General features: G+C 59.3%; 12 protein-coding genes and 1 riboswitch. Of the genes, 9 read left to right on the top strand and 3 right to left on the bottom strand.

From position 1 onward, the window contains the following. The first annotated feature begins 159 nt into the window (after positions 1-159). Together CHH27_RS07660 and CHH27_RS07655 are read left to right on the top strand one after the other, a co-directional pair. The gene (locus tag CHH27_RS07660; RefSeq protein ID WP_094071063.1) at positions 160-1,692 is read left to right on the top strand and encodes an acyl-CoA carboxylase subunit beta; all 1,533 of its coding nucleotides are present in this window, start codon (positions 160-162) and stop codon (positions 1,690-1,692) included. Positions 1,693-1,764: 72 nt separating this feature from the next. Then, a complete protein-coding gene (locus CHH27_RS07655) occupies positions 1,765-2,823 on the top strand; it encodes a M48 family metalloprotease (protein ID WP_094071062.1) in 1,059 nt (352 codons plus the stop codon). Between the two features lie 10 nt (positions 2,824-2,833). Here CHH27_RS07655 and CHH27_RS07650 read toward each other — a convergent pair whose 3' ends face one another. From CHH27_RS07650 to CHH27_RS07640, 3 genes are all read right to left on the bottom strand, one after another. After that, positions 2,834-3,148, bottom strand: coding sequence for a hypothetical protein (locus CHH27_RS07650; protein ID WP_094071061.1), 315 nt, complete (start codon positions 3,146-3,148; stop codon positions 2,834-2,836). 175 nt (positions 3,149-3,323) lie between these two features. Beyond that, a complete protein-coding gene (locus CHH27_RS07645; protein ID WP_094071060.1) occupies positions 3,324-3,791 on the bottom strand; it encodes a hypothetical protein in 468 nt (155 codons plus the stop codon). A gap of 110 nt (positions 3,792-3,901) precedes the next feature. Then, the gene (locus CHH27_RS07640; protein WP_094071059.1) at positions 3,902-4,378 is read right to left on the bottom strand and encodes a hypothetical protein; all 477 of its coding nucleotides are present in this window, start codon (positions 4,376-4,378) and stop codon (positions 3,902-3,904) included. A 233-nt stretch (positions 4,379-4,611) separates the two neighbouring features. On the opposite strand from CHH27_RS07640, the gene CHH27_RS07635 reads away from it, so the two are divergent. The 7 genes from CHH27_RS07635 to CHH27_RS07605 all read left to right on the top strand — a co-directional run bounded on the left by CHH27_RS07635 (position 4,612) and on the right by CHH27_RS07605 (position 12,805). Next, positions 4,612-6,624 (top strand): acetyl/propionyl/methylcrotonyl-CoA carboxylase subunit alpha, encoded by a 2,013-nt coding sequence (locus CHH27_RS07635; protein WP_094071058.1) that lies wholly within the window; start codon positions 4,612-4,614, stop codon positions 6,622-6,624. A 92-nt stretch (positions 6,625-6,716) separates the two neighbouring features. Then, complete coding sequence (locus CHH27_RS07630) at positions 6,717-7,367, top strand: HAD family hydrolase (RefSeq protein WP_094071057.1); 651 nt, start codon at positions 6,717-6,719, stop codon at positions 7,365-7,367. Positions 7,368-7,722: 355 nt separating this feature from the next. After that, positions 7,723-8,547 carry an RNA ligase family protein gene (locus tag CHH27_RS07625; RefSeq protein ID WP_094074588.1) on the top strand — a complete coding sequence of 275 codons (825 nt, stop codon included), beginning with the start codon at positions 7,723-7,725 and terminating at the stop codon, positions 8,545-8,547. Next, positions 8,528-9,682: an AAA family ATPase gene (locus CHH27_RS07620; RefSeq protein WP_208988671.1), complete on the top strand. Its 1,155-nt coding sequence runs from the start codon at positions 8,528-8,530 to the stop codon at positions 9,680-9,682. Before CHH27_RS07625 ends, CHH27_RS07620 begins: the two co-directional genes overlap by 20 nt. Before the next feature lie 155 nt (positions 9,683-9,837). Further along, positions 9,838-10,013, top strand: a riboswitch (FMN riboswitch). An 84-nt stretch (positions 10,014-10,097) separates the two neighbouring features. Then, positions 10,098-10,997, top strand: coding sequence for a DMT family transporter (locus CHH27_RS07615; protein ID WP_094074586.1), 900 nt, complete (start codon positions 10,098-10,100; stop codon positions 10,995-10,997). A 133-nt stretch (positions 10,998-11,130) separates the two neighbouring features. Continuing rightward, the gene (locus tag CHH27_RS07610) at positions 11,131-11,418 is read left to right on the top strand and encodes an acylphosphatase (RefSeq protein WP_094071056.1); all 288 of its coding nucleotides are present in this window, start codon (positions 11,131-11,133) and stop codon (positions 11,416-11,418) included. A gap of 166 nt (positions 11,419-11,584) precedes the next feature. Beyond that, positions 11,585-12,805, top strand: a complete 1,221-nt coding sequence (locus CHH27_RS07605; RefSeq protein ID WP_094071055.1) for an NAD-dependent epimerase/dehydratase family protein — start codon at positions 11,585-11,587, stop codon at positions 12,803-12,805.

The raw sequence follows: 12,805 nt of genomic DNA, 5'->3' as shown, positions 1-12,805 counted from the left end.
GATGAAGATCACCCGGCGTCGTCGTCAGACGGAGTTCCAGAACAGGGTGCGCGGGATCTTCCAGGAGGTCTGGAGGTTTTCCCATAAGCCCATGTGCTGACTAGGCTTCCGGGGTCGGATCATGATACGCCGTCACCAAGTGAGATTTGGGAGGTCCCGATGAAAGAAGTTCTGGCCGAATTGGAACAACGCCGGGAAACGGCCCGGCTGGGCGGTGGGCAGCGCCGTATCGATGCACAGCATGGCAAGGGCAAGCTGACCGCGCGTGAGCGGATCGAAGTGTTGCTGGATGAGGGCTCTTTCGAGGAGTTCGACATGTTCAAGCAGCATCGTTGCACCGATTTTGGCATGGAAGACCAGCACATTCCGGGCGATGGTGTTGTCACCGGCTGGGGCACGGTCAATGGCCGCACCATTTACGTCTTCTCAAAGGACTTCACTGTCTTTGGCGGTTCCCTGTCGGAAACGCATGCGGAAAAGATCACCAAGCTTCAGGACATGGCGTTGCAGAACCGTGCGCCGATCATCGGCCTGTTCGATGCCGGCGGTGCCCGCATCCAGGAAGGGGTCGCGGCGCTGGGCGGTTATGGCGAGGTGTTTCAGCGCAATGTGCTGGCCTCCGGCGTCATTCCGCAGATCTCGCTGATCATGGGGCCCTGTGCCGGCGGCGACGTCTATTCGCCCGCCATGACCGATTTCATCTTCATGGTGCGCGACACGTCCTACATGTTTGTGACGGGCCCTGATGTCGTGAAGACGGTGACCAACGAAACCGTCACGGCGGAAGAACTGGGTGGTGCCTCCATTCACACCACCAAATCGTCCATCGCCGATGGTGCCTTCGACAATGATGTCGAAGCGCTCCAGGAAATGCGTCGGCTGATCGACTTCCTGCCGATGAACAATCAGGCCAACCTGCCTGAGCTGACCAACTATGACGATCCCGACCGGATCGACACCAGCCTGGACACGCTGATCCCGGACAACCCGAACAAGCCCTACGACATGAAGGAACTTGTTCTGAAGACCGTCGACGAAGGTGATTTCTACGAGATCCAGGGCAGCTTTGCCGGCAATATCCTCACCGGATTTGGCCGCATCGAGGGGCGTACGGTCGGCATTGTTGCCAACCAGCCGATGGTGCTCGCAGGGGTTCTGGACTCAGACGCCAGCCGCAAGGCGGCGCGGTTCGTTCGCTTCTGTGACTGTTTCGGTATTCCGATCGTGACCTTCGTCGATGTTCCAGGTTTCCTGCCCGGGACGGCGCAGGAATATGGCGGCCTGATCAAGCACGGAGCCAAGCTGCTCTTTGCCTATGCCGAGGCAACCGTCCCGAAGATCACCGTGATCACCCGCAAGGCCTATGGCGGCGCCTATGATGTGATGAGCTCCAAGCATATCCGCGGTGACATCAACTATGCCTGGCCGAGTGCGGAGATTGCTGTCATGGGCGCGAAGGGCGCCGTTGAAATCCTGTACCGGTCGGAACTGGGCGATCCGGACAAGATCGCTCAGCGCACCAAGGATTACGAAGACCGGTTCGCCAATCCCTTTGTCGCGGCCGAACGCGGTTACATCGACGATGTCATCCGGCCGCATTCGACCCGCAGGCGGGTCGCCAAGGCACTGGCTCTGCTGCGCTCGAAACAGGCGGAAACGCCCTGGAAAAAGCACGACAACATTCCGCTTTGAGCCTGCATTTCTCAGGGAACGGCGTTTCTTTCGGCACTGAAGGAAACGCCGTTCCTGTTTGAGGCTTTTTTATTGATTCGTCTGGCTAAGCGCTTCGGCCGGTTCACCAGCATATTTGTGTTCGCCGCGGCTTTTGTGATCCTGGCCTTATGGCTTCAGTTACTGGAGCTGGCGCCAATCGTCTGTCTTGTACTGGCTCCGGTCGCGATCCTGGTGTTTTGCGCGTCCTTTGCGCTTCTGGCGGGCATGCTTTTCGTGAAGGCACCAGCCCCTTCCGGCCGCGAGCTGAGCAGGTCCGAGGCGCCGTTGATCTGGGCAATCTGGGACGCATTTGATCCCGATACCACCGGCCAAAGGGTCCTGTGCATCGACGATCCGCTGAATGCTTCGATTTCCGAGCGGAGACGATGGTTTGGGCTGTTCGGTCGCCAGACGACGATGACAATCGGTCTTGAATTGCTGCTTCTTGCAGATGAACGGCTTCTGAAAACGGTGATTGCCCATGAAGTAGGACATGCGCGTCACCAGCACACGACCGGTGCCACCAATCTGGCGGAGTTTCTGCAGACTTTCGACACGCTGTTCGAGTTTGCCGATCCGGAGACGACGATCGTCGGACGCCTTGCCAACTTGGGCGTTGGTGCCTGGCTTGACCGCGCAAACGGTGAACAGATGCGCCTGTCGCGGAAAAACGAACTTGAGGCGGACCGTGTTGCAGCCAAACTGTGCGGTCGTGACGCTGCGGCCGATTCAGAAGTTTTCATGGCGACCGTGACGAAGGCGCTCCAGACGGAGATCTATGATCCTCTGGAAAAAGAACTCGTCAGCGCGATACGGGCGCCTGAACCGCCTCATGAGCGGGTCCTGGGCAAACGCATTTCTCTTGTGTCAGAAGCCACACAGGAACGTTTTCTGCCGGAAGCCTGGGCAGAAACGGTCGATGAAGACGCATCGCACCCGTCCTTTCGGCAGCGGTTTGAAAACATCGCGCCGGGAACCGAGCCCCGACCGGTGCGGGTTGGCGCATCGGCGGCCCGTACCTTGCTGCAACCGGAGCTGCTCAGGACCTTGCAGGACGAGGCAAGAAAATCCTGGACCGACCAGATCGAAGAAGCCGTCGGGATCTATTGATGGCGCCCGGTCAGTTCCAGCGATTGAAGCCGCCGCGCGGGAACAGGGGCTCCTTGCATTCATAGGCAACCGGGCATTTGCGGGCATCCCGGGTCTGGCCATACTGCGTGAAGAGAACCTGGTTTCTGTCGCAATAGCTCAGGTTGGAGACGAACATCGAATAGGTGTGCTGACCTGTGGTGAACACAACGGCGCCGTGCTGGAGAACCATCTGCTGAGCCTGTGCGCAGGTCATCTGCCGCAAGTCCGGCCGCGCTTCGGCAACGGACGTCATGGCAAGGCCCGCGAACAATCCGGCCGCCGAACAAGTCAAAAATTTCCGCATGTCTACCTCCTGACAGGGGGGGCTTCGCAATCAGAGTGCGCTGGGAGCGATCACGCCAGCATTGGCCGGAATGATCTTACTCCGCACAGATACTCGAGCGCCAGTATGCCGCGATCAGGCTCGTGGAAGTGTGACCGGCAACACCAAAATGCCGGTCAGGCAGGAGGATCTGCATTTATTGGCTGTTTTGCGCGACCTGGCTGGCGCACACCGAATGCGGCATGGCTTCGCGGACACCGCGCAGGGAGAAGCCGGCATAGCGCCTGTCCTCCAGTTGCACCTTGAACCGGAACGAGGTTCGGAGGCGATGCCAGAAGTAGGTCAGATTGTCTGCGCAGGCAGGGCAATCGTTGCGGATGTATCCGTCGGAGCCAGCCCTGAACTTGACGAGCTTGTGGTCGAGTTCGATCCTGACAAGCGTGTCGGGAGTTGGGGGCTTTCCCTTGATATCGACGCTGATCAGAACACCGCGAGGATTATGGTTGGGTGGGCACCATATGGTGAAACGTGCACCGGTCGTGTTGACGGTCCAGTAGCGGTCATACCCATGGGCCCTGTCGCTGTGCCATCTGCCAAACTCCGCAGCCTGCGAAGAGAACGCAGTGGTCAGAAAGGCCGTCAGAATTAGAAAGGTTCTCAGCATTTGTCCTACCAATACCGTCCTTGGCACAATTGCTGATGGTGTCTAAAGTTTTCGTAAAATTTTAAGCAAAATTGCAGCCTGCAGCGTGAAGGCCACGGTCCGGCATGCCCTTAACTGTTGGGATTTTTCTTCTGCCAATCGGTCGGACAGACGGGACCAGGAAGGATCTCCTTCGCGCCCTTCAGCGAGAAACCGGCATAGCGATTGTCATGGAACTTGACCGCCATCGTGTGAGCTGCTCTCAACCGGTGCCAGACATAACCGAAACTGTCCGAGCAGGTGGCACAACCGCTGTCGATATAGCCCTGCTCGTTGACAGGCAACTCGAGGATCTCCTGATCCATGATCAGCTTGATCCGCGTGTTGGGTGTCGGCGTTTGACCGTCGACTTCGATATGCAGCAGCGTGCCGTTGACCTTGCGTTCCGGATGACACCAGATCACGAAATTGTCGCCGACATTATTGGTGGTCCAATATCGCGTAAAGCCGTTGATTTCGCCGCTGTTCCACTTGCCAATGCTGGCAGCGGACGCAGTACCCGACAGCAACAGTCCAACGAGAATGGCACCTTGAAGGCGTTTCATCATTCAGTGTTTCCTTTTCCCTCCGTAATTTCTGCAATAGGAGTGTTAATATTCAGATAAACGGTGCTGAACGACGCTCGATACGAAAGATGTTCTGGTCACGCATGCGTCAGGCAGAGAAAAAGATCTGCAGACTGGATCCGCCTCCGCACAAACACGTCTCGCCCTTTGGATAAGTTGCGTGCCTCTTTGGCGCGCCTTACAAAAAGCAAAACGATCCAGTCGGGTGGAAATCCATGTTCTCGAAAATACTTGTCGCCAACCGGGGTGAAATCGCTTGCCGGGTTATCAAGACAGCCCGCCGCATGGGCATCAAGACCGTTGCGGTCTATTCCGATGCCGACCGGGATGCCCTTCATGTGGAGATGGCAGATGAGGCGGTCCATATCGGTCCGGCTGCGGCCGCAGAATCCTATCTGATCGCGGACAAGATCATCGCCGCCTGCAAGGAAACTGGCGCAGAAGCCGTGCATCCGGGATATGGTTTCCTGTCTGAGCGTGCCAGTTTTCCCGAAGCGCTGAAGAAGGAAGGCATTGTCTGGATCGGTCCGAACCCGCGTGCCATCGAGGCCATGGGCGACAAGATCGAATCCAAGAAATTCGCAAACGAGGCAAAGGTCAGCACCGTCCCTGGTTATCTCGGGGTAATCGAAAGCCCGGATCAGGCGGTGGAGATCGCCGAGGACATCGGTTATCCGGTGATGATCAAGGCTTCGGCCGGCGGTGGCGGCAAGGGCATGCGCATCGCCTGGAACGCCGATGAAGTGCGCGACGGATATACGCGCTCCAAATCTGAAGCCGCTTCTTCCTTCGGCGATGACCGGGTGTTTATCGAGAAATTCATCGAGAACCCGCGCCACATCGAGATCCAGGTGCTCGGCGACAAGCACGGCAATGCCATCTATCTGGGCGAACGCGAATGTTCGATCCAGCGGCGCAACCAGAAGGTCATCGAGGAAGCGCCGTCGCCGCTTCTGGACGAGGAAACCCGTCGCCTGATGGGCGAACAGGCCGTCGCGCTGGCCAAGGCCGTGGATTACGACAGCGCCGGCACCGTCGAATTCGTTGCCGGACAGGACAAGAGCTTCTTCTTCCTGGAAATGAACACCCGCCTGCAGGTGGAGCATCCGGTAACGGAGCTGATCACGGGAGTTGATCTGGTCGAGCAGATGATCCGCGTGGCCGCCGGGGAAGCCCTTGAACTGAAGCAGGAAGACGTCAAGCTGAATGGCTGGTCTGTGGAAAGCCGCATTTATGCGGAGGACCCTTACCGGAACTTCCTGCCGTCGATCGGACGGCTCGTGCGCTATCAGCCGCCGGAAGAGATGACCTCCGACGGCATCACGGTCCGCAATGACACGGGCGTGGTCGAAGGGTCGGAGATCTCCATGTTCTACGACCCGATGATCGCCAAGCTGATCACGCATGCACCCAGCCGTGAGGAAGCCATTGATGCTATGAGCCAGGCGCTGGATGCGTTTTACGTCGATGGCATCCAGCACAATGTGCCGTTCCTGACGGCCCTGATGAACCACCCACGCTGGCGCTCCGGAGAGCTCGCCACCAGTTTCATTGCCGATGAATATCCGGACGGTTTTGCCCCGGCGGTTCCGGACGCGGAGGCTCATGCGGTGCTGGCTGCTGTCTCCCTGTCCATGGGCGCCTTGCAACGGGAACGGCTCGACCATCTTCCGGGACGCCTGCGGCCGCATTCCGGCGCAATCCGGGAAGACTGGGTGGTCAAGCTCGACAAGACCTACGTGCCGATCCGTCTGGCGGCCGGTTATCCGGGCACGCCCGTGGAAATCGACGTCGCGATCGGCGATGGCCCGGTGATGAATGTGGAATCCGACTGGTCTCCCGGCGATCCGATGTGGTCCGGTCAGGTCGGTGGCCGTGATGTCACGGTTCAGGTTCGCCCGGTCAGGGGCGGGTATCGTCTCGACTGGCAGGGCTATTCCGTTGTGGCCAGCGTGCTGACACCGCGGGTTGCCGAACTCGATCAGTTGATGCCGGAGAAACTGCCCCCGGACACGTCCAAGATGCTGCTTTGCCCGATGCCGGGCCTTGTGGTGTCGATCGCGGTCGCCGAAGGGCAGGAAGTCAAGGCGGGCGAACAGCTTGCCGTTGTCGAGGCCATGAAGATGGAGAACGTATTGCGGGCTGAACGCGATTGCACGGTTTCCGCGATCAAGGCCGAGCCTGGCGACAGCCTGGCAGTGGATGCCGTGATCATGGAATTTGCCTGAGGGCGCTGATTGACAGCAAATCGAATCCGGCGATAGTGCAGCGGCCTGCGATCATCTGCAGGCCGTTTTCTCTTGCAGGTTAGGGTGCGCGCATGACGGTTTCTGCGGTTTTGTTTGATCTCGACGGAACCCTGACAGACCCGTTCGACGGCATTACGCGCTCCATCCAGTACGCCCTGGAGAAAATGTCGGCCAAGGTGGTCGCCGCGGCCGATCTGCGCTGGTGCATCGGGCCGCCGCTCTGGGACAGTTTCCGGGTGCTGCTTGAGACCGATGACAAGGCCCGGCTGGATGAAGCTGTTGCGCATTACCGGGAGCGCTACACCGTCACCGGTCTCTATGAGAATTCCCTGATCGAGGGCATCCCGGACGTGCTTGCCGAACTGTCCTCGGCTGGCGTCAAGCTTCATGTCTGCACCTCCAAGCCCCACGCCTATGCCGGCAAGATTGTCGAGCATTTCGGCCTGATGCCGCATTTCGGCAAGGTTTATGGGTCCGAGCTGGACGGGACGCGATCCGCCAAGACAGACCTGATTGCTTATGTCCTTTCCGAGGAAGGGCTTGCGGCAGGGGAAACCGTAATGATCGGCGACCGAAAACACGACCTCATCGGGGCCAATGCCAATGGCGTTAAAGGCGTCGGTGTGCTGTGGGGCTATGGCAGCCGGGAAGAGCTGGCCGCCGAGAAGCCGATGTTGATCGCCGAAAAACCCGCCGATTTAGGGTCTTTGCTCGAGGCCTGACAACAGGTGGACAATCCCTGAACCCGTCAGATCCGGGGTGCCATCAAAAGGGCTCAAGGACAGGGAGCGTGTTGTCTGCCGGCAACAGCGTCAGCCAATGTCTTGAGGCTGAGGCAAGCGACGTTGCCCTTGTCGCCGATTGGCGTATAGTTCCGCCATTGTCACTCGAACGCCCGATGGCCGGTTCCATGTAATCCGTAATTGCACATTGTCCTTGTTCAATCGGCCCCGTTTCCCGGGGCTTTTCGATGTGCATTCCCGTGACCCCATCTCCGATTGCCGACTGAACGCGGTTTGAAAGACCGTGAAAGCAGTGCTGCGTCCATCCGGGGCACGGGCCAATTCGAGCAAAACCATGGAACTGATAAAATATCCGCGCACGCGCCATCTGGAAGGATCGCGCTTGCAACAAGGGGACCTGTCCGACGATCAGCCGGTATCCGGCCTGGCCGGAAGGAACCTTGTCATTGAAGAGAAAATCGATGGAGCCAACTGTGCCGTGTCTTTCGACCAGGAGGGGCAACTGCAGCTGCAAAGCCGTGGCCACTTTCTTGTGGGTGGGCACCGGGAGCGCCATTTCGACCTGCTGAAGACCTGGGCGTCTGCGCATGCTCACAGGTTTCGGGAGGTGCTTGGCATGCGCTATGTCATGTATGGCGAATGGCTTTATGCCAAACACACGGTGTTTTACGATCGGCTGCCGCATTTCTTCCTCGAATTCGACCTTCTCGACCGGGAGACGGGTCGTTTTCTGAGCACGGCTGCGCGCCGGGACATCCTGTTCGGTCTGCCGGTCATGCCCGTTCCCGTTGTTTTCGAGGGGGAAGTTGGTTCGGTCGAACAGATTGAAGGCCTCGTGAAACCGTCCCTCTACAAGTCGCCGGACTGGCGAAAGGCACTCCGGGAGGCCGCGCTGGCCTCCGGCAATCGCCCTGATATGGTCGACCGGCAGACGGAGGATTCCGATCTGGCGGAGGGGCTTTATGTCAAACAGGAGGTGGGTGAGGCGGTAACCGGGCGGTTCAAATTCGTGCGCGCTGATTTCATCCAGGCGATCACGGAAGCAGACGGGCACTGGCAGTCCCGTCCGATCCTGCCCAACCGTCTGGCGGAGGGAATCGATATCTTCGCACCCGAGCTTGCCGTGAAAGGAGCCTATGATGATCCGGATGCCATCTGATCAGGTGACTTTTGAAGCGCTGCAGCAACTGGTGCCGGCTGCTCCAGATTGGCGGGTTGCCTGGGACCGTGTCTGGCCACTCTGGCCGGAACTGGCACTCCTCGACAGCTGCCCGCAGGATCCGGTCCATCATGCGGAAGGTGATGTCGGCCGGCACACCCGCATGGTGGTGGAGGAGCTGGTGTCGCTGCCGGACTGGCGACAGCTGGACCCAGGGAGCAGATCCTGTCTGTTCTGGGCAGCGGTCTTGCATGATGTCGGCAAGCCGGCGACAACGCGGGCTGAGGATGACGGGCGCATAACCTCTCGTGGGCATTCCAGGGTTGGCGCAAGCATCGCGAGGCGACTTCTGTGGCATGCGGGCGCGCCCTTTGCCTGGCGGGAACAGCTGTGCGGTCTCATTGTCGCGCATCAGCTTCCCTTCTGGCTGATTGAGCGGGACGACCCGGAGCGTCTTGCCATTGAGACCTCCTGGAAGTGCCGGCCGGATCTCCTGTGTCTTCATGCCGAAGCCGACGCGATGGGGCGGATCTGTGACGACCAGGACGGCATTCTGGTGAATGTCGGACTGGCACGGCAGGTCTTTGAAGACGCCGGCTGCAGGACAGAGCCCTTTGCCTTTGCCAATGACGAAAGCAGGGTTGCTTTTTTTGAACGGCCGGAGAGGGATCCGCGTTACGTGGCCTTTGAAGACTTTCGTTGCCGTGTGACCGTGATGTCAGGTCTTCCGGGGGCGGGCAAGGACACCTGGATTGCGCGGAACCGACCGGAACTGCCTGTCGTCAGTCTCGATGCGGTGCGCGAGGAACTTGGGGAATCGGCAACGGGGAACCAGGGCAGGGTGATCCAGGCTGCCTATGAGGCGGCGCGTCAACACCTGCGCAAGGGGCAGGACTTTGTCTGGAACGCGACCAACATATCCGCGCAGCTCCGGGGCAAGCCGCTCAGATTGCTGCGTGACTATGGCGCCCGGGTCGAAATCGTCTATCTGGAGCCGTCACAAGCTGCCTTGCATGCCCAGAACAGGAGCAGGGACGCAGTCGTGCCGGAGGCGGTCATCGATGATCTGGTGCGGAAGCTCGAACCACCGGGTCGCTGGGAGGCACACAAGGTCACCCATGTCGTGCAAGGGTGAACACTTTGACACCATTGCAGAGCCGGGCGCTGTCCGGCTCTGCCACGACCCGGGGAAAGGCAGTTGCCTGATCCGGGACATGTTTCAGTATCACTGAAATTTTTTGGCCGTGTCCATTGCATGGTGTCCCTTTCAGGCGTAAGGATCGCCTTGAGAACAGTTCTCGGGGCGGGGTGAGAGTCCCCACCGGCGGTATCAGGGAGACCTGGAGCCCGCGAGCGCCTTGCTGATGGTTTCAGCAAGGGTCAGCAGATCCGGTGAGAAGCCGGAGCCGACGGTTATGGCAACGTTTTGCGGCGATGTCTGAAAGTCCGGATGAGAGAGAACTTGGCCGTGGTCCCGTTTCGGGGCCCGGTCACGTGTCTTTTTGAGGCTGTTCAGGACGACAACCGAACGGATCAGAAAGGACACCGTCATGACAAACGGATCCCGGACATCACTTTTTGCTGCGCTTGCCATGATCGGGGCAGGGGCCTCCTTTGCGCTGGTCAATGGCGCCCTGCAGGCCTCGACCATGCAGCTCGGCGTGCCGTCGACCTCGGCAGCCTTCTGGCAATATGCGCTGGGATTGCTGGTGGGGCTGCCCTTTGTCTTGCGGCGCGGTTTTTCGGCACTCAGGACCAAACAGCTTGGCTGGCACCTGGCCCGCGGTGCCCTGGCCGTCATCGGCATTCAGCTCTGGGTGGCCGGTCTGGCGCGGGTGGAAATCTGGCAGGCAATCGCCCTGGTGATGACCTCGCCGTTTTTCGTGATTGTCGGGGCCAAACTGTTTTTCAGTGAACGGGTCGGTCTGGTGCGCTGGCTTGCCACCATTGCCGGTTTTGGTGGCGGCATGGTGATTCTCGAACCGTGGACAGAGGCATTCAGCTGGGCAGCTCTGCTCCCGGTCGGCGCGGCGGCCTTCTGGGCCGGTACCTCTCTGGTGACGAAGAAGCTGACTGCAACCGAACAGGCCGATTCCATCACAATCTATCTCCTGCTTCTGCTGACGCCCGTGAACGCGCTGCTGGCGCTGGGCGATGGTGGAATTGTTCCGTCCGGTCAGGCGATGTGGCTGCTCGTCGGCGCAGGCGTGCTTACGGTTCTAGCCAATTATCTGTTGACGCTGGCCTATCAGAAGGCAGATGCGACCTTCGTCCAGCCGTTCGATCACCTGAAGCTGCCGCTCAACATCGCGGTTGGCTTTTTTGCCTTTGGCTTTGCGCCTTCCGGTGCCTTCTGGCCAGGCGCGCTGGTGATTGTCGGGGCCTCGCTGGTCGTCATGCTGGACGAGCAAAAGCGGTCGGCCCGGGACGCGGCTCTCGTCAAGGCTTAGGAGCGACCAGGGATCGGTCCCGCTTTCGCGATCGGGCCCTGGTCTGGTTGCAGATCCCAAAAGCCCACAGCCTCTAGCAAGCGATGACGAAGCGCTCTAAGCTTTCGGCAAAGCCGACGCGAAGGAGCGCTTGATGACGGCAGATCCATTGACCATGCATGTTCTGATCGAAGGCCGTGTGCAAGGTGTGGGCTATCGGGCCTGGTGCGCCGAAGAGGCCGAAGCAAGGGCCTTGTCGGGATGGGTGCGCAACCTGCAGACCGGGGCCGTCGAGGCCGTAATCTCCGGCCCCGCCGACACGGTGGTCGACATGCTGGATGCGCTTTGGCAGGGGCCTGCATTGGCGCGCGTCAACACGGTCACCAACCTGGAAACGGCGGACCCTGCTTCCGGCGCATTCGAGATCCGGCCGACCGAGTGATCAGCCCCGCACTCTTCCTGTGACCAATCGTCTTTTATGTATCAATTGCGACAATCGAAGTTGAGTTGTCACGGAAATATCGCAATGATCTGGTCTTTCAGATGAAACAATCGGGACGTCCGATCGTTTCATTTCACGTTGTGGTGATAATCCAGGGAGAATTTCAGTGAAGATTGCGATACTTGGCGGTGATGGTTTTGTCGGTTGGCCCACGTCCCTGCACCTGTCGGACCAGGGACACGAAGTTCATATCATCGACAATCTCAGCCGTCGCTGGATCGACGCCGAACTTGGCGTGCAGTCTCTCACGCCGATGGATTCGATCCAGGAGCGCACGCGGATCTGGAAACAGGAAACCGGTAACACGATCCATTTCCACCTGATCGACATCGCCGCCGACTACCAGGTTTTCAAGGCCTGGCTCGCCGACAATCGCCCGGACGCGATCATCCATTTCGCCGAACAGCGCGCCGCGCCCTATTCGATGAAATCGGATCAGCACAAGAATTACACGGTCAACAACAACGTCAATGCCACGCATCACCTGCTGAACGCCATGGTGGAGCTCGATCTGGATGCGCATCTGGTTCACCTCGGCACGATGGGTGTCTACGGCTATTCGAGCGTCGGTGCGGCCATCCCGGAAGGCTATCTCAGCGTGGATGTGGAAACGCTGGGCGGTGACAAGGCAGCCCAGGAGATTCTCTATCCGGCCAATCCCGGCTCGATCTATCACATGACCAAGTGCCTGGATCAGCTTCTGTTCCAGTTCTATGCCAAGAATGACGGTCTCAGGATCACCGATCTGCACCAGGGGATCGTCTGGGGCACCCATACCGAGCAGACCCTGCGCCACAAGCAGCTGATCAACCGGTTCGACTATGACGGCGACTATGGCACCGTTCTGAACCGCTTCCTGATCCAGGCGGCCATCGGTTACCCGCTGACGGTGCATGGAACGGGTGGCCAGACGCGGGCCTTCATTCACATCCAGGATTCGGTGCGCTGCGTCGAGCTGGCCCTGAGAAACCCGCCGCAGAAAGGCGACCGGGTCAAGGTCTTCAACCAGATGACGGAAACCCACCGGGTGCGCGATCTGGCGGAACTGATTTCCAGGCTGACTGGCGCAAAGGTGGCCTACCTGCCGAACCCGCGCAAGGAAGCGGCTGAAAACGATCTGGTCGTTGAAAACAAGCAGTTCCTGGAACTCGGTCTCAACCCGATCACGCTGGAAGACGGACTTCTGACGGAAGTGGTCGACGTTGCGAAAAACTTCTCCTACCGCGTCGACCGTAGCCGCGTTCCGGCGGTTTCGGCCTGGACCAAAGACATTGCCGAAGAGATCGAGCACGATCCGGAACATCCGCGTCTGAAATCGGTCTCCTGA

The organism is Labrenzia sp. VG12, assembly GCF_002237595.1.
In the GTDB taxonomy this organism is placed as follows: domain Bacteria; phylum Pseudomonadota; class Alphaproteobacteria; order Rhizobiales; family Stappiaceae; genus Roseibium.
The sequence above is the reverse complement of the archived record's forward strand: the minus strand, read 5'-3'. Positions and strand labels throughout refer to the sequence as shown.

Coding starts and splice junctions, on each gene's coding strand:
- CHH27_RS07660 (WP_094071063.1), top strand. CDS start 160: ATGAAAGAAGTTCTGGCCGAATTGGAACAACGCCGGGAAACGGCCCGG.
- CHH27_RS07650 (WP_094071061.1), bottom strand. CDS start 3,148: ATGCGGAAATTTTTGACTTGTTCGGCGGCCGGATTGTTCGCGGGCCTT.
- CHH27_RS07645 (WP_094071060.1), bottom strand. CDS start 3,791: ATGCTGAGAACCTTTCTAATTCTGACGGCCTTTCTGACCACTGCGTTC.
- CHH27_RS07640 (WP_094071059.1), bottom strand. CDS start 4,378: ATGATGAAACGCCTTCAAGGTGCCATTCTCGTTGGACTGTTGCTGTCG.
- CHH27_RS07635 (WP_094071058.1), top strand. CDS start 4,612: ATGTTCTCGAAAATACTTGTCGCCAACCGGGGTGAAATCGCTTGCCGG.
- CHH27_RS07630 (WP_094071057.1), top strand. CDS start 6,717: ATGACGGTTTCTGCGGTTTTGTTTGATCTCGACGGAACCCTGACAGAC.
- CHH27_RS07625 (WP_094074588.1), top strand. CDS start 7,723: ATGGAACTGATAAAATATCCGCGCACGCGCCATCTGGAAGGATCGCGC.
- CHH27_RS07620 (WP_208988671.1), top strand. CDS start 8,528: ATGATCCGGATGCCATCTGATCAGGTGACTTTTGAAGCGCTGCAGCAA.
- CHH27_RS07615 (WP_094074586.1), top strand. CDS start 10,098: ATGACAAACGGATCCCGGACATCACTTTTTGCTGCGCTTGCCATGATC.
- CHH27_RS07610 (WP_094071056.1), top strand. CDS start 11,131: ATGACGGCAGATCCATTGACCATGCATGTTCTGATCGAAGGCCGTGTG.